Consider the following 26,918-nt stretch of genomic DNA (forward strand, 5'->3'; position numbering starts at 1 on the left):
AAGCCCCGGATTTGGGTCCGGGGCATTCACAACTGAGTTTTAAGAATAGGCTTAGCGATATTGTTGGATTCGGGTCGTGCGCAGGCCTGAAATACCGTGACTTTCAATCGAATGCTGCCAGCTCATAAATTCTTCAGACGACAGACCATAGCGATCCAGAGCGCTTTCAAGCGTCAACAGACCGCCACGAACGGCTGCTACAACTTCCGCTTTACGACGGATAACCCACCGCACAGTGTCCGGTTTTGGCAGGTCAGCCAGCGTGAGCGGGGTCCCTTCGGGGCCGATCACGACATGTTCTCTTTTTAGCTTTCGCTCGATCATGGGCTTCGCAGTCCTTTTTGACCAGGTCGCTTCCACCAAAGTGCCCGGCTGTGTTCGTTAGGATGGGAGGTAATAGAGGGGTGTTAAAGAGGGCTTAAATGGCTCCAAATTTCTTCAACGTTTTCAGTTGTTTACCTTTATTAATGGATACTAAGTAAGGTTAACAAAACCGATCCAGCACTTGGATTGTTTCGGTAGCGGTTTGATTTGCTTGGAAATATCTGGCGGTGGGCGCCCTGACCAAGGGCGTCGACTCTGGCGCACCGCGTCCCTATATCGCGCTCGCTATGGCCCATGCCGTTCTAAAAAAACCGCTCAATTCGCTCGGATTCGCGAAATCAGAAGCACAAACCCGTGTTGTTGTCGCGATGAGCGGCGGCGTGGATAGTTCTGTCTGCGCGGCGCTGCTGGCGCGTGAGGGCTATGAGGTTATTGGCGTCACGCTACAGCTCTATGATCATGGCGCCGCAGTGAAATCGTCAAAGTCCTGCTGTGCCGGACAAGACATTTATGATGCGCGCCGTGTCGCCGAGATGACGGGCTTTCCGCATTATGTGCTCGACTATGAAACCAACTTTCGAGAATCCGTCATTGAGGATTTCGCCGACACCTACTTAAAAGGGTCGACGCCGATCCCCTGTGTGCGCTGTAACCAGACGGTCAAGTTTCGCGATCTGTTGGCGGTCGCCAAGGATCTTGGCGCGGACTGTATGGCGACGGGCCATTATATTCAGCGCGTTGACGGTCCGGACGGGCCAGAGCTGCACCGCGCCTATGATGGCGGTAAAGATCAGAGCTATTTCCTGTTCGCAACGACGCCGGAGCAGCTCGACTTTCTGCGCTTCCCGCTTGGTCATTTGGATAAATCCGAAACCCGGCGTCTGGCCGAAGAGATGGGGCTCAACGTCGCATCCAAGCCGGACAGCCAGGATATCTGCTTTGTGCCGGAAGGGCGCTATACGGATGTGATTGAGAAAATCCGCCCGCATGCGGCGCAACCCGGCAATATAGTCGACCAAGCCGGCACCGTGCTCGGTCAACATCGGGGTGTGATGTATTACACGGTCGGGCAGCGGCGCGGATTGGGCTTGGGTGAAAACACCGGGACAGACCCGCTCTTCGTCATTCGCATTGATGCGGACGCCAAACAGGTCATCGTAGGTCCGCGAAGCGCGTTGCAACGCTCTGAGATCTATCTGTCAGAGGTCAATTGGATTGGCCCCGGCACGATCGCTGATGCTGACGGTCTCGCGATCAAGGTCAAAGTCCGCTCAACCCGTCCGCCGGAGAGCGCGACCCTGCATGTCGATGGGGATGAAGTCCTCGTCCGTCTAGCTGAACCGGATATCGGCATCTCGCCGGGACAAGCCTGTGTCTTCTATGAAGACCGCGCAGACGCCCAGCGCACGCTGGGTGGCGGCTGGATCACGCGCACCGCGTAAATTTTCGGCCTTCGGGAATATTAGAGTCGTCATGTTCTATGACAAATGGTTGACGCGCCCCGCTGAGACCCCAAATGATGTTTGCAAGATCAACTGTTTTTGTGGACCGTTTTATGACTGATCAGACCGCTATCCTTATTGTCGTCCTGCTGGTCGTCGTTGTTGTCGCCCTGTTTGTGCATAATGGCCGACAGAAACGCCGCTTTGAGCAAGAGCGCGCCGCCCGCAAACGCAAACTCGATCAGATTAAGGCCGAGGCGCGCAAACGGGCAGATAACGGGTCGTAAGAAATTATGGCCAGTATTATTTACGTTATTCCAGGGGCGATACTCATCGGATGCATGTTTATGATATGTCTGTCGTTCCTACCCTCTAAAGAGTCTGTGCAGAAACTGGAACGTATCCGCCGCGAGATCACGCGGCGCGAGGCTTTGACAGCAAAACGTTCGAACACATCCAAACATTAGACCCCATCAATTTACACTCATTAAGGCCAAGTCCATGACCCAATCGTCTGACCCCGTCGTTATTGTCGGTATCGCCCGTACGCCTATGGGCGCATTCATGGGCAATCTGTCCACTGTCACCGCTCCAGAGCTGGGCTCGGCAGCGATTAAGGCGGCCATGAACGAGGCCGGTGTCAACTCCGATCAGGTCGAGCAGGCGATCATGGGCTGTGTCCTTCCCGCCGGACAAGGCCAAGCTCCCGCCCGTCAGGCCGCCCTCGGCGCGGGTCTACCGCTCGGTACTGAAGCCACCACGGTCAACAAAATGTGCGGCTCCGGCATGCAGGCTGCGATTATGGCGCATGACGCGATCAAGGCGGGCTCAATCAATATCGCAGTCGCGGGCGGCATGGAGAGCATGTCTAACGCGCCTTATCTGCTGCCCAAAGCGCGCGGCGGCATGCGGATGGGTAATCAACAGGTGATTGATAGTATGATGCATGACGGTCTGACTGACGCCTATGCCGGCGGCGCGATGGGCGTTTTCGCCGACGAAATCGCGACCGAATATCAATTCACCCGCGAACAGCAGGACGCTTACGCCATTGAAAGTGTGCGCCGCGCCCAAGCGGCTCAGGCCGATGGTAGCTTCGAGCGCGAACTCACGCCCGTGACGGTCAAGACCCGCAAGGGTGAGGTGATTGTCGACACAGACGAAGGCCCCGGTAATGCGATGCCTGAAAAAATCCCGAACCTACGCCCAGCCTTTTCCAAAGACGGTACGGTGACGGCCGCCAATGCCAGCTCTATTAATGACGGTGCGGCGGCGATGGTGCTGATGCGCCGCAGCCAGGCCGAGGCTGAAGGCCATAAGGTTCTGGCCGAACTCGTCAGCCACGCCGCCCATGCGCACGAACCCTCCAAGTTCACGACTGCGCCCGTCCACGCCATGCGCAAGGCGATGGAAAAGGCCGATTGGTCCGTCGACGATGTCGATCTGTGGGAAATCAACGAAGCCTTCGCCGTCGTACCAATGATTGCCATGCAGGAAATGGGCATCGACCACGCGAAAGTAAATGTGAATGGCGGTGGCTGCGTGCTCGGGCATCCTATCGGCGCGTCTGGCGCCCGCATCATGGCGACTTTGATTGGCGAAATGGAACGCCGCGACGCCAAAACTGGTGTGGCGAGCCTCTGCATTGGCGGCGGTGAAGCGACGGCGGTGTGTCTGCGGCGGGACTAGAGGGACGCAAGCTTAGTTAGGTGAGCTTGCCTCCCAGATATAAAACGCGTTGGGTTTACGTCCTTTTCTCGGGTGTCATCGGATACCTGTTCAGTCTTCTATTTTTTGCTGTTTGGTTTGGCCCGATCACTGCGGAGAGCAACATATCAGGGTGGTTTGCGACAGGTTTGATCGGATTGTCAGCCGTGCCAGCTGCGGCTTTAGCTTGGCCTTCTCGGTTTCCTCGCTGGCCGGTTAGAATGTTTGCCGCTGGATGCCACACCGCTTTAATGAGCTTTATAGTTGTCGGACTGAGCTTCGGTTTTTGGACTTTACTGAATCCGAATGAAGATCTTGAGCTTCCTATGCGATTATTTATGATTGCTCCTGCAACTGTAATCGTTGTGATTTTGGGGTCGATCAAAACATTAGGCATACCCTATCTTTTGCTAGGTCTGACCTCGTTACTCTTCGCCGAGTGGCCTTATCGAAGATGAAGTTGCCCAAGCATAGCATCAATCGTCGAAATCATGTCGCGGCGACTTTGTTTGCGGCTATACTATCGGTGTCATTAGCATGATCAATCTCACCGCCCTCCGCGCCGACACACCCACCTGCGAAACGCTGGCGCATTTCAACAATGCGGGGGCCTCATTGATGCCGAACCCTGTCTACGCCGCGATGACGGACCATCAGGCGTTGGAGCAGGCGGTTGGCGGTTATGAGGCGCAGGCGGATGCCGCACCTGCCATTGCTGATTTCTACGCGGCCTTTGCGGATATGCTGAATTGCGACCCGTTTGAGATCGCCTTCATGGAAAGCGCGACGAAGGCGTGGGACGCCGTGTTTTATTCGCTGCCATTGGTGGCAGGCGACCGGGTCTTGGTCCACCGCTCCACCTATTCGTCCAACTATCTGGCGCTGTTGCAACTGGCGCGGCGTAAAGGATTAGGTATCGATTTTGTGCCGAGCGATGCGCACGGTCAGATCGATTTAGAGTCGCTGCCCGGCCTTTTGACGGGCCGGACCAAGCTGATCCTGCTGACCCATTGTCCGTCGCAAAGCGGTCTGATCCAGCCCGCGGAAGCGGTCGGTCGCTTCGCCAAGGATTATGGTCTGCTCTATCTGCTCGATGCCTGCCAATCGGCAGGACAGATGCCGCTGGATGTGCAGGCGATTGGGTGTGACGCGCTGACCGGCACAGGTCGGAAGTTTTTGCGCGGACCGCGCGGAACTGGCTTTCTCTATATGCGCCGCGATCTGGCGGACCGGATCGAACCGACCATGGTCGATCTGCAAAGTGCGGAATGGTTGGCGCAAGATCGTTACATACTCGCCGATGGCGCGCGTCGGTTCGAAGCGTGGGAGCGTAATGTCGCCGGGCAGATCGCGCTGGGTCAGGCCGTACGCTATGCGCTCGACATCGGATTGGATGTCATCGCCGGACGCGTTCAGCCAATGGCGGCGGAATTACGCGAAGCACTCGCCGCCGTGCCGGATGTGACGGTGCATGATCCGGGTCAGCAACGCTCCGCCATCGTGACCTTTTCAAAACAAGGTGTGAATCCGGCGGACGCAAAACGGATCTTGCGCGACCAGCAGATCAACGTCTCTATCGTGCCGCGCAATTGGGCCTTGCTAGACGCGGAAGAGCGCGATCTGCCTGACCTTATTCGCGCCAGCCTCCATGCCTATAATAGCGAAGACGAGATCACCCGATTGGTGAGCGCCGTCGCTGGGCTTTCGTGACCACTGCGATCTAATGACCCGACCCTCTAATGTCCCGAGCCAAGGCGGCCGAGACGGACATTGTAATCGACAGCCAGTTCGTAATCGGGATCGTCATCACTATCGACAATCAACTGCCCAGCTTTGTTGAGAAGTTGGTGGCAATCATGCGTCAGGTGACGCAGTTGCAGCTGTTTGCCAGCGGCTTCATATTTGGCGGCGATGGCCTCAATGGCTTGCAGGGCGCTTTGGTCGACAACGCGTGAGTTGGCGAAGTCAACGATCACCGTGTCAGGATCGTCGGCGACGGTGAACAATTCCGAAAAGCCGTCCGCTGAGCCGAAGAAGAGCGGACCTTCCAGCATATAGATCTTGGTATCGCCTTCTGTTTTCGTGTGGGCATCAATGCGCCGCGACGCGTTCCATGCATAGGCGAGGGCGCTCACGATTACGCCGACCACGACGGCAACAGCCAGATCGTGCCAGACAGTGACGACGGTAACGAGGACGATGACAGCCGCATCCAGCTTAGGGATGCGGGTCATGATTTTGAACGATTGCCAAGCAAATGTGCCAATCACGACCATGAACATCACGCCGACCAATGCGGCCAAGGGAATAACCTCAATGACCGGGCTGGCGAACAGGATGAAGGCGAGCAGAAACAACGCCGCAGAAATACCGGACAGGCGCGTCCGGCCCCCGGACTTCACATTGATCATGCTCTGCCCGATCATGGCGCAACCGCCCATGCCGCCAAAGAAGCCGGTGACCGTATTGGCGACGCCTTGCGCGACACATTCTTGGCTTGCACCGCCGCGTTCTTCTTTAATCTCGCCGACGAGATTGAGCGTCAGTAGGCTTTCAATCAGACCAATAGCGGCCAAAATAACGGCGTAGGGGACGATGATCTCGAATGTTTCCAAATTGAGCGGAACCATCGGAATATGGAATTGCGGCAGGCCGCCCGCGATGGAGGACATGTCGCCCACGGACGGAACGTCGATTCCAAAGCCGATGACAATCGCAGCGACAATGCCGATCCCGGCCAAAGGGGCGGGGATGGCTTTGGTGATCTTAGGCGTGACCCAGATCAGGAGCATGGTTAAAGCCACCAGTCCGAGCATGACCAGAAGCTGTGGGCCTTCCATCCATGTGCCGTTGAGCATGTTAAAAGGACCAGGATGATCGGTCGGCGGGGCTGGGCTTGTTTGAAACTGTGTCAGCTGAGCCAGCCCAATCACGATGGCGAGGCCATTGACGAAGCCGAGCATGACCGGATGAGGGACGAGACGGATGAACTTCCCCAGCCGGAAGACGCCTGCGAGAATTTGTAAAATACCCATCAAGACAACGGTTGCGAATAGATATTCGACGCCGTGTACGGCCACGAGTGCGACCATGACCACGGCTAGTGCGCCGGTCGCGCCGCTAATCATGCCGGGCCGTCCGCCGATGACGGCTGTGATCAGGCCAACGATGAAGGCGGCATAGAGACCCACTAACGGCTCGACGCCCGCGACAAAAGCAAACGCCACCGCTTCGGGCACAAGCGCGAGTGCAACGGTCAGGCCAGCTAGCAATTCAATCTTGATCCGATTGGCGTTGAACGTCATCGGGCCGGATCGGCGTCGCGCTGGAATGGAAATGCGATCGGCAAAAGCCGACAGGGTCGAGGAAATCATGGGAGCGCCAACAGAAAGGCTAAGCAGAAGCCGCGGCGCGTAAGCGAGGGCGGAAGGCTTGGCAAGGCTTCCCAGCCGTTATGGAGCGGTCATAGGCTGTTCTAAGACTAGGTTTCGTCGTTCACCCAGCTGTAAAGATCGCCGAACCCGGCGGCGTCGGCTTCCGAAGCCCAAAGTTCCGTATCGTCCGGTTGAGTGCTGAAGACAAAGAACCCAGCGACCAGCGTGGCGGCGATCCCGGCCAGAGCTGTCCAGACCCAAGGCTTGCGATCATTGGCGGCTGGCAAAGGCGTTTGCGCCTTGGCGGCGGCCATAATCCGGTCGGTCAGATCAGCGCGCGGTGCTGGTGCGGCACTGTCTTTGAAGAGCTTTCCGAAATCCTCAGACATGTTCAGTCTCCTGCATCAAGGCTTTCAACCCTTTTCGTCCTCGAACGAGGAGGGCTTCATAGGCTTTCTGGCCAATACCCATAATCTCTGCGGCGTCGCGCTGCGACATATCTTCGTCGTAACGAAGGGTTAGGGCGGCGCGCTGTCGATCTGGCAGAGACATCATGGCCGTTTGTAAACCGTCCCATCGTTCGCGGTTGACCAAGGCTGCCTCGGCTCCTGTTCGACCATCGGGATAATCCGCCATCTCACCCGGCAAATCTGGCCGTTTTTTACGCAGCCGATCATAACAATCATTCGTCGCGACTCGGCATAACCAGGTCAAGATCCGCGCGTCGCCGTCCCGCCAATCCGGCGCGGCGCGCCAGAATTTTAAAAACGTCTCCTGGCACACATCTTCGGCGTCATAAGTGTCACCCAACAGGCGGTAAGCCACGCGGTGCAGGCTCGCCGATCGGCGATCAATCAGCGCACGCAGCGCCGATTCATTCCCGGCCCGTAGGCCGGAAATGAGATCATTGTCGGGGTCGCTCACGCTGTCCGATCGATCTTATTGACCGGGAGGCGGTGGCGGTGGACCGTTCCGCTTGCGCGCTTTGCGGCCTTCGCCTTTTGTCAGCACACCATCATTATTGGCGTCCATTCGGGAAAAGAGAGCTTCGCCCATTGCGTCATATTCAGCGCGTGAGACCAATCCGTCGCCATCGGCATCAAGGCGTGGACGTTCGGCACGACGCTTTTTGGGTTGGCCTTTGGCTTTAGCTTTGCGTTGGTCGCGCACCGCCTTCATGGCCTCGCGGGCTTCGGCCCGTTCTGCCTCGGACAAAGATCCATCTTCATCGCTGTCGAACCGTTCGAGCGCCATTTCATGGCGTTTGTCCTTACGGTCGCTGCGGCGCTCTTTCATCTGTTCACGGGCCGCTTGCATTTCAGCTTCGGTAACGGCGCCGTCGCCATTGGTATCCATGCTGAGAAAGCGTTTTCGGGCCTGCTCTGTGCGGTCATTCTCGCGCAGGGTCCGCATTTCGTCGGGTGTCAGTTGACCATCAAAGTTAGCGTCTGCTGCCGCGAAGCGAGCATCGCCAGCGGCTTTGAATTCGGCCCGGGTCACTTCGCCATTACCGTCTAGATCGGCGGCTGGCGTGGCAGCGATCAGGGCGGTCGCAGCCAGAAGGAGTAGGGGTTTATACATGAGAGCCTCCATTATTGTGTCTCATACACTCTAACGGGCGGTCTGGCGATTTCCTGCGCCTTGGCAGAAATTTGTGCAGTGCAGCTCTGTTAGCCTGTCCGGGCGACCTTGGCTCTGTCGGTCACATTCCGCATCTTGTCGAGCACGACTACGGGCAATTTAGCGTCAAGCGCATGGCCGCCATAAGGGGCGGGTGCACCCAGATGATCACGTACAATATCGCGGAGCATCAAAGCCGTTTCGACGGCGTCACAGGTTGGTCCCAAGGACAATGTGACTGGGTCCCAGAGGCGGTTACGACGACGCACAGCATCAATGGTCCAATAGGCCCGCATGAAGCCGTCGACACGTGTGTCATAGCCGAGCAGGCAGATATCCGCCCCGGCTGCCAAGCTGGCTTGGGCGGGCGATAGACCGGCCGGGCCAACGGCAAAGACCCAGTCATAAGAGAGGGAAAGGGCCGCCATGGTGCCGAGCGCGTCAGCCAGACCTTCAGGCCGGATGACGCCCGCTGAGAAATGTTCATTCGATGTAACGAATAGGGCGTCGCGCAATTCGCATCGACCCTCAATGAAATCATCAAGCGTGCGTGAATAAAGGACGCCGGCGGCTTCCATCAAAGCGCCGTCAGTGCCGTCTAATAGAAGGACGGTTTCGCCGCGCTTCGCCGCTTCCCGAGCCAAACGCAGAGTCGCGCCGATCAATTGCGCATGGCAGGATGGCTCAAGTGCCGCGCAGAGAACGCCGACAAGGCGACCTGCGGGCTGATAAGTCTGCACAGCCGGGATTTTGGCTCCCGGAGCCACATCGGGCCGAGCACTCATTTTACCACCTTTCACCGGCGTCTTTGCGACGCTCGTTAGAGAGGGGTGTAGCGGCGACGCACTAAGGTCCCGCTAAGGAGCGTGGTTAAATGACGTTAAGCGAAAGTTTCAGAAGTCAGCTGTCTGATCAGCTCTCTGGGGCTGGTCCACGTGGCGCTGGATCAATGACGCGGAATTGTCCGTCCATGACGCGGAAGACAGCGATGCCTCGATCCGGGCGTCCATCAGGACCGAACCGGACATAGCCATCCGTGCCGTAAAAACCGAGCGGGCTTTCGATGCGCCGGATGCGGGTGCGCGGATCACCGTCAGCCACAATCGCGCCGAGTTGAACAGCGTCATAGGCAAGGCTGGCCAGTGAGGACGGCGTATCTCCATAAGCGCGCTCATAATCCGTAAGGAAAGCCGCGCGAGCTTCCTTATCGGCGGCGGCGAAGACACCGCCACCCAGTGCCGGTTCACGCGCCGTGTCGCGATTGTCCCAGCGGGATGTCCCCATAAACATCACGCGAGCGGGATCGACGCCATTGAAAGGCATGAGCGGGGCGAGAGAGCGTAGCGCCGTTCCGCCTTCAGGCAGCAGGATCGCCTCAAAAGCGTCGCGCGTCGCGCTGGAGCGTCCCTGGCGATGGAAATCCGCGATTCTCTTTGCTGGAGCCTGCATGACGGAAATATCGTTGCCGTCATAGGTTTCCACGGCCGTCAATTCGCCGCCGACACGCGCAACAGCCTGTTCATATGCGCGCAATACGCGGCGACCATAAGCATCGTCGGGGCCGAGATAAGCAAAGCGGAGAACCCCTTCAGAGGCGGCGTAACCGACAATGCGCTCGACTTCGGACTCTGGCGGGAAAGAGAGCAAATAGCGTCCGCGTTCCGCCACGGATTGATCATTAGAGAAGGCCAGAACGGGAGTTCCAGACGGTGTAGCAATCTGCGACGCCGCCAGCACATTGCGTGCGATAACCGGGCCTAGAATAACATCTGCGCCTTGCTGCAGGGCGGCCGTTGTGGCCGATCGAGTGCCGTCTTCAGTGCCTTTGGTGTCAAGCACGGTCAGGACGACGTCGGGGTCTGGCCGCTGAAATAAGGCGAGCTCAGCTGCTCTAAACATAGAGGCGGCCTCTTCGCGCAGACGCGGGCTGCGAGCGGAAAAGGGCAAAAGAAGCGCGACACGTTTGGTGTCACGTCCGGCCATGTGCGGCAGAGTGAGACCGTCACGATTATTGAAATAGGGGGCGGCGGCGTCGGGCACATCAATGGTCGTGTCCACTTCGACCGGATCATCGCGTCTATCTTGCGGATCGGGCGTCTGGTCCGGCGTGGTTTGTGGTGGCGCGGGGCGATCTGGGACTTGGCCGACGGGGCCGGGACGCGGCTGTGGGTCCATCGGTACCGTTGTGCAGGCACATAATGTGAGCGCTACAAGCGCCATGAGCGCTGTCTTCAGCTCTATCTTGGTTTTACGGACGCGCTCGCGCATAGTCTGGCTCACAACTTCTTCCTAGATCGTTCAGACATCCGGAAAGGTCCGACCATCGTTACGTCTCCTATAAGCGAGCGTGAGCCCGCGCAACCATTGCGAACTGAGCCTGCTCAGCTTGCTCCCGGTCTATATGTCGTCGCCACGCCGATCGGTAATCTGCGGGATATTACGCTGCGCGCGCTTGATGTGCTGCGTAGCGCCGATCTGGTGCTGGCCGAAGATACGCGGGTCAGCGGCAAACTTCTCTCTGCCTATGACATCGACGCGTCTGTGAGCGCCTATCATGACCATAATGCGGCGAAGCGCACGCCGGGGCTGATTAAGGCCTTAAAGAAGGGCGAGCGGATCGCGCTGATGTCGGATGCAGGCACACCTCTGGTCAGTGATCCGGGGTTCCGCTTGGTCCGGGCCGCCGTCGAAGCCGGGATCGATGTGTTTCCCTTGCCGGGGGCCAGCGCCGTTCTAGCGGGCCTCGTCAAATCCGGTTTGCCAACAGACCGGTTCTTTTTCGCAGGCTTTCTACCGCCGCGGACGGTGGCGCGACAAAAAGAGATCGAGGCCCTGCGCAACATCCCCGGAACCTTGGTTCTGTTTGAAACCGGGCCGCGAGTTGAAGCGTGTCTACGCGATCTGGCTCTCCAGCTCGGCAATCGTCAGGCCGTGCTGACGCGCGAACTGACGAAGCGCTTTGAAGAAGCGCGCTACGGCACATTGAGCGATCTGGCAGATGGTATCGCTTCCGATCCGCCCAAGGGTGAAATCGTCCTGTTGGTCCACGGTCCGGAAACCTCGCGTTGGGACGGCGAAGTTGTGCGCGATGCGCTCCGGGACCGATTGGAGACGATGAAACTCAAGGCTGCTTGCGCTGAGATCGCAGAAGTGTCTGGCTGGTCCAAGCGAGAGCTTTATGCGCTTGGCCTGTCGCTGAAATCGTAGGGTGTGGTGAAGCTGCAGAAGCAGAGAGCGGAGCGGGCGGGCCGCCGTGCCGAGAGGTTGGTGGCGTTATATCTGCGCCTCACCGGGCACCGAATTCTGGCGCACCGGTTCAAGACCCGTTCCGGTGAGATCGATCTTATCGCGCGAAGAAGGAAGACCTTGATCTTCATAGAGGTCAAGCAGCGCGCGAGGGCTGAGCATGCCGTCGATCCCGTCACCGCCCGCTCAGAAGAACGCATCATCCGCGCGGGCGAGGTCTTTCTGTCGCGCAACCCCCGCTATGTCGAAGAGGCGTTTGCGCTACGTTATGATGTGGTGATTGTGACCGGCATATGGCGAATTCGTCACCAGACGGACGTGTTTCGCGGCTGGTAATGTTAACCCGTTGGTGACTCTGTTTCCTTAGACTTTCCTTATGTTTAGACTGTCGATCCGTTCTTTGTCGCCTTTCGGGCTCCGCCAAACGAAACGTTTAGCGCCGCTCTTAATCTCCGCCATCATGATCTCAGGCTGTGCTGTCGCCACGGCAGGCATTGAGAAGGGCGATGAACGTAGCTTCGTGCGCTCGCTGAATGATGTGAATGCGGGTCGTGCGATCGGATCACGCATGAAACGCGCCCACGACTATGAGCTAGGCGGCGTCGATGTTGAAGTTGCGGAAGGGGTCGTTCTGTTGTCGGGTAATGTCCCGCGCAAGGAAGACCGGATCGAAGCAGCTCGCATCGCTTGGTCGGCTCCGCGCGTGCAGCAGGTCGGCAATGAAATCATGATCAAGGATAAGCAGGGCTTCGTACGCAACACGAAGGACGGTTTTCTGGAAAAATCAGTTCGGGCGCGGCTGACGGCGGACAAATATGTCAAAGGCCGCAACTATAATATCGAAACCCATGACGGGGTTGTCTACCTGATGGGCGTGGCGCGCTCGGCGGAAGAGCTAGAACGTGCGGCGCGGATTGCGTCTCTGACCCGGGGCACGCGTGAAGTGATCTCATATGTCCGGATTGCCGATCTGCCCAATGCTCCAGACATGGGGGCTGAGGCCGCTGTTCCGCAATCTATGGTTCCTGTGCAGCGCCCCTTACCGGATTTTCTGACTGACGAGCCTATGCCGGGTCAAGATCTCGCGGACACGCCTGCCCCAATGCGTCAGGCACCGATGGATGAGCCGATCCCCTATCGTGATCCACAATCGGCTAATCCATATGATTTAGGACAGACCGTCGTTCCCGCCGATCCGAATGCAGCGCCCTATTACATCGACCCAGAAACGGGCCAGCAGATTCAGGTGAAGAACTGGGTCCGCGAGGTCCCAGAAGATTGAGTTAGGCTCAGTTAGAGCCAAGTCGCCTTCGCAGCCGCATCCCAACCGACCGTCGTTTGATTGCCATCCGTTATCGCTGGGCGTTTTAGCAATGTTGGATGCGCGCCGATCAGTGTCACGGCTTTCGCATCATCAAGGTCAGCTTTCGATACATCGTCTAGTCCGCGCCACGTGGTCGAGCGCCGGTTCAGGGCTTTTTCAAATCCGACTGCGTCAACGATGCTGGCAATCTCATCAGGGCTCATCCGGTCTGCCCGCACGTCGATAATGTTTGGGCTCAAGCCAGCCGCCTGTATCTCTTTGATGGCTTTGCGACACGTGTCGCAGCTTTTGAGGGAATAGACTTTCATGCCCATGTCCTAAACGCGACCGGATAGAAGATCGATGAAATCGATTATGGCCTGATAAATGACCGCGCGGCTCGTATCATTATGGAGCTCATGTTCAACATCTGGAAACGGGCGGAAGTCAGCGCGGGCGGCCGCACCAAACGTCTGGCTAGCCGCGAAATCGGTGAGCTGGTCATCGGTTGCGTGGACCATCAGCAGGGGTAGAGCCCAGTCGCTCGCGCGTTCTGTCAGCGCTTCACCGTTTTCGATAATCTCAACCGCTGTCTTTAGGCCAAGCCGACTGTGGTTCAGCGCGTCGCGCTCATATTCAGCTTGTTCTTGAGGCAGCGTTGAAATCTGATCGCCAGAAATCGCATTTTTCATGGATGCGTTTGGCATTAGTTTGGCAACGAGTTTGACGACGGCCCGTAAGGGCGCTGGCACAGGATCAGCGGGTGCGACAAGCGGGGCGGAGGCAATGATACCCGCCACGCCGGGGTCAGCTTTCAGCCCGTGATCCAGAACGATGCCGCCGCCCATAGAATGACCATAGAGCACAAGCGGGCCCTTACTCTCTCCGTGCAACTCCCGGGCGCGCGTCAGCAAGGCGTGAAGATCGGCGCGAAAATCATCAAAGCTGCGGATGATGCCGCGCTTACCTGCACTACGGCCATGGCCGCGCAGATCGATGGCCACGGTTTGAACCCCATGCCCCGCCAGATGGCTTGCCATATCCACATAACGCCCAGAATGTTCGCCAAACCCATGCACGAGCGCCAGCGTGGCGTGGGGATGTTTGGCTGCCCAATGACGGGCGAAAAGCTTCGTCCCGTCGCCAGATGTCAGTTGGAATGTGTGACCATCATCCATAAATTTGTCCTAGATCAGGTTGGGTTTAGGTCCAGACCGCTGTGCCATAAGCGAGCACTTCACAGCCGCCCATTGCTGTGCCGCTATCGCCGAGATTGGAGCTGATCAAGCGGATATTGTGGACGGCGACAGCCCCGCGCCCCTGTGCGTCTTCTGCCATGCGCAGAACAGCTTCGCGGCGGGCCCGCATCATCATGTTTTCATGCATATGGAACCGTCCGCCAATCAGTTTGCGTAGGGTGACAGCGATACGGCGGAAAAAATCATAAGCGACAACAGTTGATCCCGTCACGAGCTCGCCGCGCTCTCCATCAGCATGGGGAAGTGTTGTGAGTATGACGTCACCTAACTCAGCTTCACGCTGCTCTAGGTCAGCCAAATGATTACGTTGCGCGACCGTACCGAAAATAAACCCAATCAGCAGCAAAGCCACAAATGGCCCGATGCTTATGAGCATGGATAGCGTAATGTCGTTCACTGAAGAGGCTCCAACCTAGCGAGCTTACTCGACAACAACCGCCGTTCCATAGGCGTAGAGCTCGGACGCGCCAGAGGTTACGGAGCTGGTCGATAGGCGGATATTGACGATCGCATTGGCGCCTTGGGCGCGAGCATCTTCGGTCATGCGCCGGATTGCGTCGCGGCGGGCTTCTTCCAGTAATTCGGTATAACCGCGTAGTTCACCGCCGACGATATTTTTCAATCCTGCGGCAATGTCGCGACCGACATGTTTCGCGCGAACGACATTCCCTTGAGCCAGTCCGATATGTCGCACGATCGTGCGCCCCGGGACGGATTCCATATTGGTCAGGATGATATCGTCAGTCATGGCAATATCGTTACATGAAAACGCGCCTCCGGCAACGCCAGACAGATTGACCGGATCGATATAGCACGCAGTTTTCGGGATCGGACTGCTTGCGCGGCCTATCCCTCTGCGGCAAAGCTCGCGCCATGGCAGCTACCCAGAAACTTCGTGTCGCGTTCCAGATGGATCCGATGGAACATGTCGATATTGCTGGAGACACCACCTTCGCTCTGGCGCTGGAAGCGCAATCGCGCGGGATGAGCCTGTTTGAATATGGGCCGCAGCACCTTGTCTATGATCAGGGCAGGGTCTTAGCCCATGCCCGTCCAATGCGGGTTCAAGCCAAGGTCGGCCATCATGTCGAATTTGATGATCGACGGGTGATTGATCTGGCTGACGATGTCGACGTTGTCTGGATGCGGCAGGATCCGCCTTTTGACATGGCCTATATTACGGCTGCGCATTTGTTGGAGCGTCTGTCTGGAACGACTTTGGTCGCTAATGATCCGCAATGGGTTCGGTCCTGCCCGGAAAAGATTGTCCCGCTGGATTATGCGCACCTCATGCCGCCGACCATGATTGCGCGCGACAAAACTATGATTGACGACTTTCGGGCGCGCCACGGCACAGTCATTATCAAGCCGCTTTACGGCAATGGGGGCGCTGGGATCTTCAAGCTCAAACCCGACGATTCCAATTATTCATCGCTGCTGGAGACGTTTTTCGAAATCAGCCGCGAACCCGTCATGGTTCAGGCATTTCTTCCGGCTGTCTCTGAAGGCGATAAGCGTATCTTGATTATTGATGGCGCGCTGGCGGGCGGGTTTAACCGCGTGCCGCAAAAGGGAGAGACCCGATCCAATATGCATGTGGGCGGTTCTGCCCAGCCGGTTGATCTGACTGAAATGGACATCGCGATTGCGACCGAATTAGGTCCGATGTTGCGAGAGCGCGGACAAATCTTGGTGGGAATTGACGTCATTGGCGGTAAGCTCACTGAGATCAATTTGACCAGCCCGACAGGGGTGCATGAGTTGAAACGCTTTACCGGCGTAGACGCGACTGCTTTATGCTGGGATGCAATTGAGCGGCGGCTCGATGCCTAAAGTTTCCATTTAATTTCAACAACTTAGTCCGTTTTTGCGGACTGTGCCAGACTGTCGCAGCGTATGCTGCGTATGTAAACTATGGCCATTCTCGCGCTCGTCACCTTACCGCTATCCGGACATATGCGTCCGATGATAGCGGCTGCGCGGGCTTTGCAACAGGTGGGTCATCGCCCCATCGTCATTGGTCCCACAGACTTGACCGCACGTGTCCCCAAAGATGTTGAAACGCGCACTGTCGGTCTGTCCGATATGCCGCCGGGTCATCTTGACGATATGTGCGCATGTCTGACGCGGATGCAGTCTCTGAAAGACATGACGCAGATGCTCGATGCGGTCGCTGCGCTGACCCAATTCTATCTCGATCATTTGCCCGCCGCTGTTAAGGCGATCGGCGCGTCGGCGATCCTGCATGACCAGCTAGAGCCGGGCGCCGGGATTGTGGCGCGCGGCCTGTCGTGCACGCTTGGTGTTCGCCACATTAGTCTGGCCTGCGCCTTACCGATGAACCGCGAAGCCGCCGTGCCGCCACCCTTTTTGGGTTGGCGTTATCGTCCCGGACCGTTCGGTGCGTGGCTAAACGGGGGTTATTATAATGTGGTGAATTGGATGCTGACCAAGCAGGGCCGGGCCTTGGAAGCGGGTGCGCGTCGTTTTGGCCTCTCCAAGCCTGAGGGTCTTCTCGACTGGCAGCGACCGTGGTCGGTCGATGACGGGCTGTCGCGAACGACTGACCTGTCTCAAGGGCTCGCGAGTCTCGACTTCCCGCGTAAACATCCGCCGATCTACCTCGGGCCTTTCCGCGAAGAGTCCACAGATTTCCCTGGCCTCGATGACATCGCCCCTGAGCGGGATGGGCGTCCGCTGGCCTTTATCTCTCTGGGCACTTTAATGGGAGGTCGTGGCCGCGTACTCGGCGCTATGGCGCGGGCGGCGACCCAGCGGGGCTTACAGCCCGTAGTCGTGCATGGCGGTCGGCTGTCGGGCGCGAAGGCCGATATGCCGCGCGGAACTATTATTCGCGACTTTCTGGATCAGCGCGCCATTTTGTCAGACGCGTCGGCCGCGATTATTCATGGCGGGTATAATTCAACCATAGACGCAGTCGCCGCGGGCGTGCCGATGATCACTGTGCCTCTTGCGTTCGAACAAGGAGCGATTGCCGCGCGCGTGGAACGCGCCGGTTTGGGACGTACGGTCGGCGCTATCGGACCGAGCTTGTCGCAACGAATAGCCCTGGCGTTGGGGGATGTACTGGATGACCCAGCGGTAAAACGGGCCGTGCGGCGCGCCCAGTTTGAAGCGTTAGCGGCCCCCGGTTTGGCGGGTTTGGTCGCGACTGTTGATGCGGCTCTGGATGGCCCAAACATGACGCGCACAGGATCGAATCGTACAGGCTCACACAGATTGACTGGAGGCATCATACCGTCGCCGCTGAAAGGTCAGCCTGCCGGATAAAATGACCGTCGTCTGGAACCACTCGGAACAGGTCCGCGTTGTTTGGAGGCAATAACGCCTACAGGAGACTGCAATGAACCGCGAAGACAACACAAAAATGATCGATAAAAAAGGCCTCGGCGTCGCTAGCCTGATTCTGGCCGCAACCCTGTCCCTGGCAGCCTGTAACACCATTGAAGGTGTCGGCGAAGATACGCAAAGCGCAGGTGAAGCCCTCGAAGAAGCCGCGAAAGACGCGTCCAACTAATCTGGATCTGCTTTCATGATTATGGCCGCTCTCCTGCCGGAGGGCGGCTTTTTCTTTGGACAATAGACTTAGACGCGTTCGGTAATCCGGATTGCGGCCAAGCAGCCCGCCCGGATCAGTCGCGATAGAACTGGATAGCCCGGGGCGTCATGCGCCCCGCCTTCGACGGCAATATCGCGGTGATGCAGCTCATCTTCGCGAAATTCTCGAAACGTGTCCGCCAGCTCCGGCTCAACGTCAGCAATTTCCTTCGCTTGCTCGTCATAATGTTGCTCAATCACCGTCTCGACGGCCTCGGTGCAGACATGGGCAGCCTTTTCGCCCATCAAAGCTGTCACGACGCCCAGCCCATAGCCCGCCACATTCCAGATGGGTGTCATGGCCGTGGGCCGGACTTCGCGTTCCACTAGTAATGTGTCGAACGCATCCAGATGTTTCTGCTCTTCGGCTTCCATCTCGGCCAATTGCGCGGCGATGGCCGCGGTGGCCGGGCTGCGGCTAAATACGGCCTGCTGACCGCGATAAATGGCGACGGCCCCATATTCGCCTGCGTGATCGACGCGCAGCATTTCAGCCACGCGGCGCGGTGTCGTTGCTTTTTTCAGACGCGGTTTCATGCGGACCCCGAACGAAAGCCTGCGGGACGAAAGTTAAGCCGCCACGTACCGATGGCCCCTAGGAGAGACAGTAGCGCGTTCCAACCGGCCATTGAGATGCCGAGGAAAGACCAAGCGACGTCAGAACAGGCGACTGGACCGATGGGCTGGTCGAGGAAGGCGAGGGGATCATTCGGGTCAATAGGCCCGAGATCGCCGATACCACCCGCGGCACAGGCTTTCGGGCCCTCCCACCAGCCAAATTCGACGCCAACATGAAACGCGCCCAAAGCTGCGGAGCCTAAGAGTAAGACGATCAGTAAAACGGGGCCGAGCCATGTCGGTAGGCCTTTGCCAGAGCCAAAGGCGGCGCGCGCTAAGATGACGGCGATAGCGACGGCAACCACCGCCATATGGGCGTAACGCTGCCAGTAGCACATGATGCAAGGCGCATAGCCAAGCCCATACTGGAAGATCCACGCCCCGCATAAAAGCGCCAATGAGAGCACCCCCGCAAACAAGGCGGCGCGGGCGTCAGTATGTTGAAGCAAAGGTTTCATGGCCTCTCTATAGCGAAGCAGTGGTCCGCTGTCAGGGCAACAACTGTGTGTCTACGCCCACACTCAACCCCGTAAATGTCGTAATAAATTCATCGACTTGGCTGCAATGTCGGCTTGGTTGAGCAATGAAAAATCGTTAACGATGTTTTGGCACGCCCCTTGTATCTCTGAAACTCGTCATGAGCCCGACCCCAAACACAGTCCGACAGACGCTGCCGCTTGGCGCTCGCTTGCGCACACAGCGCATAGCGATGGGCTTATCGCTGGCCGATGCCTCAAAAAAATGCGGTGTTCGCCAAGATTATTTGGGCGCGCTCGAACGTCATGATCTCTCCGCTTTGCCCACTATCGGTTACGGACTTGGCTATGTGCGCGCCTATGCCCGCGCGCTGGGGCTGGATACCGAACAATCCGTGGCCGATTTCAAACGCGACAGTGAAGTGCCGTTCGATCTCGACCGGGCCAGTATGCCGCATTTCGTCCCCAAACGTCGCCTACGTCTGCCGCGCGGGTCCATTCCAGCGCTTGGCGTCTTGGCCGCCGTGGTCATGCTCAGCATGTGGTATGGGGTGCAGCTCGACACCGTCGCGTCTTCCAACCCAAGCGTAGCCGTGACCTTTGATCCCGCTAATATCGAAGCTCCGACACCGGTTGCCGATAATGTGCTGACTGTGCGAACAACCGCGCCCAGCTGGATCAGTATTCGCGATAGTCGCGGGCGATTGATCGTCAATCGCGTCTTCGTGACGGGTGAGACTTGGCAAGCGGAAACCGGGCAATCCTTTACGCTGGGTGTGCGCGACGCTGGGGCTGTTGAACTTTGGGTCGGCGAAGCCAATCGCGGGCCGCTCGGCGCGCCCGGCGTACCGATCCGCGATATGGATCTCTCCATTGTTCGATAGATGACTGCGGTAATCTGGCCGCCACTTCGCCTTTAATCTGTCATCACTCTCCGCTATGCCCCGCGCATGAGCGCTCAACCCACCTCCCTTGCCGCCGTCCGCCCTTGGCGCACGATTGAGCGCCGCGCCTGTCGCAAAATCAAGGTCGGTTCCGTCGAGGTTGGCGGTGATGCGCCTATCGCTGTGCAGTCCATGACCAACACGCTGACCCATGATGTCGACGCGACGGTCGGGCAGATCAAACGGTTAGAAGAGGTCGGGGCGGATATTGTTCGTGTCTCGGTCCCCGATCCGGACAGCTCCACCGCGCTCCGCGCCATCGTCGATCAGGTCAATGTCCCGCTCGTGGCCGATATTCATTTCCATTATAAACGCGGCATCGAAGCGGCCGATAATGGCGCCGCCTGCCTGCGTATCAATCCCGGCAATATTGGCGGACAAGCGCGCGTCAAAGAAGTTGTCGCAGCGGCGCGCGCCAATGGCTGTTCGATCCGCATCGGTGTGAATGGCGGCAGCTTGGAACGCGACCTGCTCGAAAAATATGGCGAGCCCTGTCCTGACGCGATGGTGGAAAGCGCGCTGATGCACGCCCGCATGCTCGATGATGAAGGCTTTCATGAGTATAAAATTTCGGTGAAGGCGTCGGATATTTTCCTGACCGTTGCCGCCTATCACCAACTCGCCGAGGCTACGGACGCGCCGCTACATCTGGGTATCACAGAGGCAGGCGGACAGCGCATCGGCACCGTCAAATCCTCTATCGGCATGGGCAATCTGCTCTGGGCCGGGATTGGCGACACAATCCGTGTGTCCCTGTCCGACGAACCGGAAGAAGAAATCCGCGTCGGCTTCGATATGCTCAAATCGCTCGGTCTGCGCACGCGCGGCGTCAACATCATCTCTTGCCCGTCCTGCGCGCGGCAGGGCTTTGATGTTATCAAAACCGTCCGCATCCTAGAAGAGCGCCTCAGCCATATCAGTGAACCGATCAGCCTCTCCATCATTGGCTGCGTCGTGAACGGCCCCGGCGAAGCCATGTTCACGGATGTCGGCTTCACCGGCGGCAGTGCAGGCTACGGCATGATGTACCACGCCGGCAAAAAGAGCGGAAAAACCGACAATATCGACATGATTGATGAGATCGTCGAAGCAGTTGAGGCGAAGGCGGAAGTCGTTCGGGCCGAACGGGACGGATTGCTGGCGGCAGAGTAGATTATAGCCTCACCCTATCCAAATTATAGAACCAATATACATGTCCTAACCTTCCTCTCGGCAAACCCAAGCTTTAGATGCGGCGTAAGAACGTAACTGAAACTGGTTTGGAGCGACCGAGATGATGAGATTGACTTTAATGGTTGGGGCTTCGGCTCTGATGGCGGCGTGTAGCACGGCAGAAGAGACCGTTGATGAGGTCGTTGATACGGTGGTGATGGCGGCGTCTGATGATGTCTGCACCACCTTTGGCCCGCAAACGCCGCGCGATATTTCCATGAAGACTGGGACGAATGCGAACATGTTCGATCTGGCGCCCGCATCGACCGCGCTGAACCTCTGCAATATTCACTCGCATACCAATGCTGAACATAAAGGACCGGGTTTCTCAGTCTATGCTGGCCCGGGTCCGGATGGTGGCTATCAGTGTAACGGAACCGACGATCTGACCGCCGCCGAACTGGCCCCCTACACAGGTGAGCGCAGCTATGAGGGCGCAGAGCCGGGCGACACGATTGAAGTCCACTGGGTGCATTCATCTTGTGATGTGCAGCCGGGCGAAGGTCTGGGGTCTTGCCTGACGGATGCCTGTACAGATCCAAAGCTACGCGTCGAAACGCAGGTCTTCCTCGTCGTGAATGACGCCAATGCGCTTGACATGACAGAGATGGATTATGCGGCAGGGTCCGGCGCGGGCGCAGCCGTGCATCAAGCCTCGATGATCCCAAGCAATACAGGTGATCCGATCATCTTCCGCGGCTCTACCACAGGCCCAAGCTATGATCAGAAGACGTGCTCACCGGTTGAAGTGACCTGGTCAGTGCGTCCTCAATGTACCAAGATCGACGTTGCGTCCCTCCACGCGTGGGGCAAGGATAATGCTTTCATGGAAACCAAGAGCCACGGTGTGCGCGATCTGGTCACGGACCCACGTTTGCTCTCCACAATCAAATAGTCGCGTTTGAATGAGCGGCGTTTCATTTATCTAGGCGGCGTTCCTGCGACTCGTTCATCGAGCCGTACCGCTGACGAGGCCCGGGTCGCAATTACCCCTGCGATCCGGGTTTCTTTTTTAGGACTTTTTCAGGGTTTGCTAACCCTAATTCCAATTTCCACACGGCCTGTTAAGACAGCTCTGACAGCTTGACCCTATGTCAGGCGAATGGAAATGACCCGGCCGGACAATTTTATTGGGGCGTCGCCCGTCCAACTCAGCCGAGCGGTGCTGGCCCATAGTGCGGCGCGGTTGCGCGCTTGGACTGTGGATGCGGCGCTGCCCTTTTGGGTGGACCACGCTCAGTTGGACGATGGGTCTTGGGTCGAACATTTACGGCTGGACGGCATACCGGATCACTCCGCCGAACGCCGCTGGCGTATCGTCGCACGGCAGGCTGTCGCCTATGCTCAAGCGACGCAGGCGGGCTGGTGGGACGGTACGTCCGTCGCGCGCCGCAGTTTCGAGGCCTATTGGTCTCAAGGCTGGACCGGAGATCATGTCGTTCACCGCATTCTGCCGGACGGGACAATATCGGACCCTCGAAGTGACCTCTATGATCAAGCCTTCGGCCTGCTCGCTTGCGCGCGCCTATTCGCACTGACGGGTGAGGCGGGCTACCGCTATAAGGCGGCAGAACTGATTGCACGTTTGGACGCGAGTAAACATCCGTCAGGGGGTTGGCGTGAAGGCACGGTCAAGCCGTTTCCGCGACGACAGAACCCGCATATGCATCTGTTAGAGGCCTCGTTGGCCTTACACCAGGCGACGGGGCAGGCGGATGATCTGGCCATCGCGCATGAGGTGATCGGTCTGTTTGAACGGCATTTTCTACGCGGTGACACGATCGGGGAAATCTTCAACGAAGATTGGAGCCCACATCCAGAACATGGTGATTGTGTCGAGCCCGGCCACGCTGCGGAATGGATCTGGCTATTGTCGGAATATGACAAAGCAACCGGAGCCGATCATTCAGCCGCACAATACGCGCTCTATGAACGTGCCTTTCGCAATCGGCTCGGCATATTGTTCGACATAGAGTGCCGGAGCGGTGACATTACCCGCCAGACCACGCGCGCTTGGGTTCAAACCGAAGCGATCAAGGCGCATTTGGCAATGGCTGAACGCGGGGCACCCGGCGCGGCCGAGATGGCAGCGTCGACAATTGACGCGATGTTCGGAACGATCTTACAACCGGACGGGACTTGGGTGGATCAACAAAATGCCTGCGGTGCGCCGATTGCGACCACGATCCCGGTCAGCACCATGTACCATATTGTCGGCATGGCGGTCGAAGCCGAGCGAGTCTCTGGCGGGCGTCTCTAACTCCCAAGTCCAGAGACCTTAGGTCTTATCCAAAACTTCAACTTGGAACGCGGCGACATCCATTTGTTTGCGTTCTCCGGCGCGACCGGGGAAGACAGCAATCAAGTCAACATTGGCGGGCGCGTCGATGATGGGTGGCCGATATTCGAACCGGTAATCCTGCCAATCGGCACCCAGCTGAAACGTGCTCCAGCCTGACGGTCGTCCTTCCATCGTGAAATAACCGGAATCAAATGACGCAAGCGGGTTGGCGCGTGAGGCGCGGGCGCGAATTGTGATGCGCAGCAATCGTCCAGCAAAGGCACGTTCATGGCCGGGGCCAAGCGTCGCGAACACGCCGATGGACTGCGGCCCCTGACCCGACGGTGTGAATTGGGACAGGCGGATGAAGCCGCCATCTTCATCGATAAAATCACCTTCTGATCCGGGCGAAATGGTCAACTCAACCAAATCCGGCCCGGACAGAGTCCATCCTTCAGAGATAATCTCTTCATCCGTAATGGACTGGCTGCCCCCAAAGGATAGGGCGAACAAGACCATCGCGAAGGTCACCAGCGCGGCCAGTGAATAGAATATGCGGTCCGCAAACATCGAACGCGCGTTACCATGTTTTCGCGCCCATGCCAGCGCCAGACGGTTAATAGGACAATGAATTACGAGACAGGACTCAGATTAAGAATAAGACGGCGCGTTCATCCGCCCGGTCGAGCAAGGCCCGCCCCAGCATATCGGTCAAATCTTCGGAAAACCGTTGTGAGGCCTGTCCGTCCCAAGCTTGGCGCACGGCTTCGATCAGTTCGGGGCGCTGTTTGTTGATCGCTTGATCGATGCGTTTTTCGGTCAAAACCTGCCGAGCGACAACAGGGACTCGGGCTCCGCGGAACCGACCGGCTAAGGCACGTCGACCATAAAGATAGCTACCACCCGCGACGGCCCCGCCAATCAGCAAGCCGAGCGGGTTCATCAAGAGCGGCGCGAACAGATTAGCGTGGGCCAGCAGGGCGCTGACCAGAATCGCAGCCAGTGTCGTGCCAAGCAAGGCTGTGTCGGTTTCCAGCGCTCCAATTTTCGGGGCAGCCAGCGATAGACCTTCTAAATGTTGGCTGACATGGTGGGACTCATCCAAGCTCAGCACCATGGCAGGCAAGCCATGTTCACGGCAGAGCGGATCAGTGATCGTTTCGATCTCGCGCTGTAGGTCGGCGAACCAGCGCCCGATAACGGGGCGCAATTTCGCCTGTGCTGTATCAGACCGAAGCCAATCCGCGACCGATTGGGTCAGATGCGCCTCGACCTCGTCCAGAGACGCGATTGCGCCGGATCGCCAAGACCGGAAGGCAGGTTTAATACAATCCTCTGTCAGACCATCGACCAAGGCTGGAGCGAGCGTTTCGCCCAACTTACGGGCGGCTTCACTGGCGCGCTCGGTTACGTCTCCATCAGGTTCCATCAGCGCGCCGACCTCATGTTTGAAGCTGGCATGTAGAAATTCAAACCGGCCCAACCAAGCGAGACCGCGCGCGATGGCAAATTCTGGCTCGGCACCACGAATGACACGGGCCCTCGGGAAGGCAGATTTAGTTGCGGGGAGAACGAGCGGTAGGCGCGCCGCGCCGCCGGTCAATAAGACTGTGTCCGGATCGCGCCCGCCAAGCCGTTCAATGGTTTCGCGCAGGGCAAAGTCAAATGCGCTCGTCCAGCTATAGCCGTGTAGCGCGTCCAGTGGTTTGGACAGGATGGCATCGGCGTCGGCTTTGTCGATGCGGATTTCGAAAAGCAGGCCTTTATCGACAGGCAGGCGACGGATCATTTCGACCGGCTTATCTTCGCCGGTGAAATAGGCCTCTTTCGCCTCGCGGCACCAAAACTCCAGAATAGGGCGGTAGGCCGGATGGCTCTTAAGCAAGGTCTCGATCCGCTTGCGCTGCGGTTGACGCGCGAGATTCATCTCGAAAATCTCTGTATCAAGCAGGCCTGAGCCGAGAATATTGTGTCCAACATCGTCAGCCGCCAGATCACGGCAATAGGTCAGGTCGGTTGTTGAACTGCCAATGTCGACAATTAGGACAGAGGCGCGCGCGTCCTCCATCGATAGGTAGCCCTGCTCCAACGCGGTCATCAGCGCGGCACGGGACTCAGAGACGATCCGCGCTTCTTTCAAACCCGCCGCTTTGACAAACAAATTGCGATAATGCTGGCGCACTTCATTTGACCAACCGGACGGGCAGCCAATGACAAAATGGCTTTCTTTCGGACCCCGCAGACTGCCGTCTTCTGTGAGCCCTTGGATCAGGGCTTGGGTGAAGAGGGTCAACGGTTCGCGCACATCCGGTGCGTCCAGATCGGAGGATTTGAACTTGGCCCAGACTTTGGCACTACCCGCTGAACTGGGAAGGGTGAGCGCTTCAGCGCCAATACGAATATTCTTCGATCGCCCTTTATCTTTCGACACGGCTGTGACGAGGCTGCGCACACCCCGATATTCGAGGATTTCCGGTTCCGCATGACCTTGGCCGAAAGCCCGCGCGAGCGCGGTCTCGCCGTGACCCAGATCGAAGCCGATAAACTCAATATCTTTCATATTGGGTGTCGTCATTCGCTGCGCACCCAAACTGTCCCGCGACGTACGACGCGGCCATCATCCGTGACCAGCGCAGGCGCGGCCGTTTGTAAATCGGGGCCATCGCTTCCCCCAGGCACGGGCAGGCGGTCAAACCAGTTGGCGGTTTTTTTGGAATAGTCGACTTGCTGCAATCCCGCACCTTCGATCAAGGTCGGGAGTTCGCGGCGCGCCAGCTCCAAGGCGTAAGTGGAATCATCGGCACGTCCGGCTTCAAGCAGACCTTGCAACAGTGCTGTCAGTCGCGTGTCATCCCGCCAGTGAACTTCCGTCGTCGGCGTAGATAGGCGCAGCAATATATGATCGGCGGTTTTAAGCGCGTCCGTGACTTGGGCGACTAATCCAGCTTGATCGAGCCGAACAACGGCGGAGGCGCGGCGGGTTCGCCCGGATGCGTCTTCGATTGTTTTCGGTTTCGGCCAGAAGGGCAGGCGCGACAGGTTCAGCGTGGACACCGCATGCAATCCAGCCAGACCAACTGCGCCCCAAAACGCCAGGCCGACGCCTTGGAGTAATCCGGCAGCCCCGAGCAGGCCGGCGCCGCCATAAAACAGTGACGGTCGAAGGCTCACCTTAAATCCCGGCTTGGTCGCCACTTCGTCCCAGACGATATCGGCATGGCTTGCCCGGTCGATCAGACCTGTGCCGGATTTGACGATTTCGATCAGCCATTGACCCGCGCGTTGCAGAGCGGGATCCGTCGCGGCGCGTGCATATTGGGCGGCCGTCCGGTCTAGCACACGGCGAACCGCCCCCACGGCCTGCGCCGGACTATCCGTATCGGACAGATCAAGAGCGCCAACCTCGCGCGCAAAATGCTGCGACAGCGACAAAGCGGGGAGTTGTGGGTCACGAGACACTTAGGCGATGTCGTGACGCGAGCGACATGAGTCAA

The 26,918-nt window shown here is 58.0% G+C and carries 31 protein-coding genes; 14 read left to right on the top strand and 17 right to left on the bottom strand.

Features of this window, described 5'->3' with window-relative positions; translation table 11 throughout:
• Positions 1 to 51: 51 nt before the first annotated feature.
• The gene (gene sciP / locus QQL54_RS00400) at positions 52 to 324 is read right to left on the bottom strand and encodes a CtrA inhibitor SciP (RefSeq protein WP_284386493.1); all 273 of its coding nucleotides are present in this window, start codon (positions 322 to 324) and stop codon (positions 52 to 54) included.
• 287 nt (positions 325 to 611) lie between these two features.
• Between sciP and mnmA the strand changes: the two genes are divergently transcribed.
• The 3 genes from mnmA to QQL54_RS00415 all read left to right on the top strand — a co-directional run bounded on the left by mnmA (position 612) and on the right by QQL54_RS00415 (position 3,455).
• The gene (gene mnmA / locus QQL54_RS00405; protein ID WP_348520683.1) at positions 612 to 1,766 is read left to right on the top strand and encodes a tRNA 2-thiouridine(34) synthase MnmA; all 1,155 of its coding nucleotides are present in this window, start codon (positions 612 to 614) and stop codon (positions 1,764 to 1,766) included.
• 113 nt (positions 1,767 to 1,879) lie between these two features.
• On the top strand, positions 1,880 to 2,053 hold the full coding sequence (locus QQL54_RS00410) for a hypothetical protein (protein ID WP_284386496.1): 174 nt from the start codon (positions 1,880 to 1,882) through the stop codon (positions 2,051 to 2,053).
• 214 nt (positions 2,054 to 2,267) lie between these two features.
• Positions 2,268 to 3,455, top strand: coding sequence for a thiolase family protein (locus tag QQL54_RS00415; RefSeq protein ID WP_284386497.1), 1,188 nt, complete (start codon positions 2,268 to 2,270; stop codon positions 3,453 to 3,455).
• Between the two features lie 55 nt (positions 3,456 to 3,510).
• On the opposite strand, the gene QQL54_RS00420 is transcribed toward QQL54_RS00415, so the two are convergent.
• A complete protein-coding gene (locus QQL54_RS00420) occupies positions 3,511 to 3,870 on the bottom strand; it encodes a hypothetical protein (protein ID WP_284386498.1) in 360 nt (119 codons plus the stop codon).
• Positions 3,871 to 4,010: 140 nt separating this feature from the next.
• On the opposite strand from QQL54_RS00420, the gene QQL54_RS00425 reads away from it, so the two are divergent.
• The gene (locus QQL54_RS00425; RefSeq protein ID WP_284386499.1) at positions 4,011 to 5,183 is read left to right on the top strand and encodes an aminotransferase class V-fold PLP-dependent enzyme; all 1,173 of its coding nucleotides are present in this window, start codon (positions 4,011 to 4,013) and stop codon (positions 5,181 to 5,183) included.
• A gap of 26 nt (positions 5,184 to 5,209) precedes the next feature.
• On the opposite strand, the gene QQL54_RS00430 is transcribed toward QQL54_RS00425, so the two are convergent.
• From QQL54_RS00430 to QQL54_RS00455, 6 genes are all read right to left on the bottom strand, one after another.
• Complete coding sequence (locus QQL54_RS00430) at positions 5,210 to 6,847, bottom strand: SulP family inorganic anion transporter (protein WP_284386501.1); 1,638 nt, start codon at positions 6,845 to 6,847, stop codon at positions 5,210 to 5,212.
• Positions 6,848 to 6,954: 107 nt separating this feature from the next.
• Positions 6,955 to 7,236 carry a hypothetical protein gene (locus tag QQL54_RS00435; protein WP_284386502.1) on the bottom strand — a complete coding sequence of 94 codons (282 nt, stop codon included), beginning with the start codon at positions 7,234 to 7,236 and terminating at the stop codon, positions 6,955 to 6,957.
• Entirely contained in the window at positions 7,229 to 7,771 is a 543-nt protein-coding gene (locus QQL54_RS00440) for a sigma-70 family RNA polymerase sigma factor (protein WP_284386503.1), read from the bottom strand. The genes QQL54_RS00435 and QQL54_RS00440 overlap by 8 nt, the downstream gene beginning before the upstream one ends.
• Positions 7,772 to 7,786: 15 nt before the next feature.
• The gene (locus tag QQL54_RS00445; RefSeq protein WP_284386504.1) at positions 7,787 to 8,428 is read right to left on the bottom strand and encodes a hypothetical protein; all 642 of its coding nucleotides are present in this window, start codon (positions 8,426 to 8,428) and stop codon (positions 7,787 to 7,789) included.
• Positions 8,429 to 8,517: 89 nt separating this feature from the next.
• Complete coding sequence (locus QQL54_RS00450) at positions 8,518 to 9,252, bottom strand: MinD/ParA family ATP-binding protein (RefSeq protein WP_284386505.1); 735 nt, start codon at positions 9,250 to 9,252, stop codon at positions 8,518 to 8,520.
• Positions 9,253 to 9,379: 127 nt separating this feature from the next.
• Complete coding sequence (locus tag QQL54_RS00455) at positions 9,380 to 10,747, bottom strand: penicillin-binding protein activator (protein WP_284386507.1); 1,368 nt, start codon at positions 10,745 to 10,747, stop codon at positions 9,380 to 9,382.
• A gap of 84 nt (positions 10,748 to 10,831) precedes the next feature.
• Between QQL54_RS00455 and rsmI the strand changes: the two genes are divergently transcribed.
• The 3 genes from rsmI to QQL54_RS00470 are packed head-to-tail and all read left to right on the top strand — an operon-like array spanning position 10,832 to position 12,995.
• Entirely contained in the window at positions 10,832 to 11,674 is an 843-nt protein-coding gene (gene rsmI / locus QQL54_RS00460; RefSeq protein ID WP_284386509.1) for a 16S rRNA (cytidine(1402)-2'-O)-methyltransferase, read from the top strand.
• Positions 11,675 to 11,677: 3 nt separating this feature from the next.
• Entirely contained in the window at positions 11,678 to 12,049 is a 372-nt protein-coding gene (locus QQL54_RS00465) for a YraN family protein (protein WP_284386510.1), read from the top strand.
• Between the two features lie 40 nt (positions 12,050 to 12,089).
• Positions 12,090 to 12,995, top strand: coding sequence for a BON domain-containing protein (locus QQL54_RS00470; RefSeq protein WP_284386511.1), 906 nt, complete (start codon positions 12,090 to 12,092; stop codon positions 12,993 to 12,995).
• 11 nt (positions 12,996 to 13,006) lie between these two features.
• On the opposite strand, the gene QQL54_RS00475 is transcribed toward QQL54_RS00470, so the two are convergent.
• The 4 genes from QQL54_RS00475 to QQL54_RS00490 are packed head-to-tail and all read right to left on the bottom strand — an operon-like array spanning position 13,007 to position 15,023.
• Positions 13,007 to 13,345: an arsenate reductase family protein gene (locus QQL54_RS00475; protein ID WP_284386512.1), complete on the bottom strand. Its 339-nt coding sequence runs from the start codon at positions 13,343 to 13,345 to the stop codon at positions 13,007 to 13,009.
• A gap of 9 nt (positions 13,346 to 13,354) precedes the next feature.
• Positions 13,355 to 14,194 (bottom strand): alpha/beta hydrolase, encoded by an 840-nt coding sequence (locus tag QQL54_RS00480; RefSeq protein ID WP_284386513.1) that lies wholly within the window; start codon positions 14,192 to 14,194, stop codon positions 13,355 to 13,357.
• Positions 14,195 to 14,219: 25 nt separating this feature from the next.
• Entirely contained in the window at positions 14,220 to 14,672 is a 453-nt protein-coding gene (locus QQL54_RS00485; protein WP_284386514.1) for a YbjQ family protein, read from the bottom strand.
• A gap of 24 nt (positions 14,673 to 14,696) precedes the next feature.
• Complete coding sequence (locus QQL54_RS00490; RefSeq protein ID WP_284386516.1) at positions 14,697 to 15,023, bottom strand: YbjQ family protein; 327 nt, start codon at positions 15,021 to 15,023, stop codon at positions 14,697 to 14,699.
• 125 nt (positions 15,024 to 15,148) lie between these two features.
• Here QQL54_RS00490 and gshB point away from each other — a divergent pair, with 125 nt between their 5' ends.
• The 3 genes from gshB (at position 15,149) to QQL54_RS00505 (ending at position 17,813) form a co-directional block, all read left to right on the top strand.
• Complete coding sequence (gene gshB, locus QQL54_RS00495) at positions 15,149 to 16,108, top strand: glutathione synthase (protein ID WP_284386518.1); 960 nt, start codon at positions 15,149 to 15,151, stop codon at positions 16,106 to 16,108.
• Between the two features lie 81 nt (positions 16,109 to 16,189).
• Positions 16,190 to 17,566, top strand: coding sequence for a glycosyltransferase (locus tag QQL54_RS00500; RefSeq protein ID WP_284386519.1), 1,377 nt, complete (start codon positions 16,190 to 16,192; stop codon positions 17,564 to 17,566).
• Between the two features lie 73 nt (positions 17,567 to 17,639).
• Complete coding sequence (locus tag QQL54_RS00505; RefSeq protein WP_284386520.1) at positions 17,640 to 17,813, top strand: entericidin A/B family lipoprotein; 174 nt, start codon at positions 17,640 to 17,642, stop codon at positions 17,811 to 17,813.
• Positions 17,814 to 17,881: 68 nt separating this feature from the next.
• On the opposite strand, the gene QQL54_RS00510 is transcribed toward QQL54_RS00505, so the two are convergent.
• Positions 17,882 to 18,430, bottom strand: a complete 549-nt coding sequence (locus QQL54_RS00510) for a demethoxyubiquinone hydroxylase family protein (protein ID WP_284386521.1) — start codon at positions 18,428 to 18,430, stop codon at positions 17,882 to 17,884.
• Positions 18,427 to 18,969 (bottom strand): disulfide bond formation protein B, encoded by a 543-nt coding sequence (locus tag QQL54_RS00515; protein ID WP_284386522.1) that lies wholly within the window; start codon positions 18,967 to 18,969, stop codon positions 18,427 to 18,429. The genes QQL54_RS00510 and QQL54_RS00515 overlap by 4 nt, the downstream gene beginning before the upstream one ends.
• Before the next feature lie 179 nt (positions 18,970 to 19,148).
• Between QQL54_RS00515 and QQL54_RS00520 the strand changes: the two genes are divergently transcribed.
• The 4 genes from QQL54_RS00520 to QQL54_RS00535 all read left to right on the top strand — a co-directional run bounded on the left by QQL54_RS00520 (position 19,149) and on the right by QQL54_RS00535 (position 23,403).
• Positions 19,149 to 19,871, top strand: coding sequence for a helix-turn-helix domain-containing protein (locus tag QQL54_RS00520; RefSeq protein WP_284386523.1), 723 nt, complete (start codon positions 19,149 to 19,151; stop codon positions 19,869 to 19,871).
• A 66-nt stretch (positions 19,872 to 19,937) separates the two neighbouring features.
• Entirely contained in the window at positions 19,938 to 21,083 is a 1,146-nt protein-coding gene (gene ispG, locus QQL54_RS00525; RefSeq protein ID WP_284386525.1) for a flavodoxin-dependent (E)-4-hydroxy-3-methylbut-2-enyl-diphosphate synthase, read from the top strand.
• A 121-nt stretch (positions 21,084 to 21,204) separates the two neighbouring features.
• Positions 21,205 to 22,038, top strand: a complete 834-nt coding sequence (locus QQL54_RS00530; protein WP_284386527.1) for a delta-class carbonic anhydrase — start codon at positions 21,205 to 21,207, stop codon at positions 22,036 to 22,038.
• 213 nt (positions 22,039 to 22,251) lie between these two features.
• Positions 22,252 to 23,403: an AGE family epimerase/isomerase gene (locus QQL54_RS00535; protein WP_284386530.1), complete on the top strand. Its 1,152-nt coding sequence runs from the start codon at positions 22,252 to 22,254 to the stop codon at positions 23,401 to 23,403.
• 18 nt (positions 23,404 to 23,421) lie between these two features.
• On the opposite strand, the gene QQL54_RS00540 is transcribed toward QQL54_RS00535, so the two are convergent.
• The 3 genes from QQL54_RS00540 to QQL54_RS00550 all read right to left on the bottom strand — a co-directional run bounded on the left by QQL54_RS00540 (position 23,422) and on the right by QQL54_RS00550 (position 26,883).
• Positions 23,422 to 23,994, bottom strand: coding sequence for a hypothetical protein (locus QQL54_RS00540; protein WP_284386531.1), 573 nt, complete (start codon positions 23,992 to 23,994; stop codon positions 23,422 to 23,424).
• Between the two features lie 76 nt (positions 23,995 to 24,070).
• Positions 24,071 to 25,999 (bottom strand): Hsp70 family protein, encoded by a 1,929-nt coding sequence (locus tag QQL54_RS00545; protein WP_284386533.1) that lies wholly within the window; start codon positions 25,997 to 25,999, stop codon positions 24,071 to 24,073.
• Positions 25,996 to 26,883 (bottom strand): hypothetical protein, encoded by an 888-nt coding sequence (locus QQL54_RS00550; RefSeq protein ID WP_284386535.1) that lies wholly within the window; start codon positions 26,881 to 26,883, stop codon positions 25,996 to 25,998. Before QQL54_RS00550 ends, QQL54_RS00545 begins: the two co-directional genes overlap by 4 nt.
• Between the last annotated feature and the right edge of the window lie 35 nt (positions 26,884 to 26,918).

Origin of the sequence: Algimonas ampicilliniresistens, from assembly GCF_030159955.1 — a bacterium.
Taxonomy (GTDB): domain Bacteria; phylum Pseudomonadota; class Alphaproteobacteria; order Caulobacterales; family Maricaulaceae; genus Litorimonas; species Litorimonas ampicilliniresistens.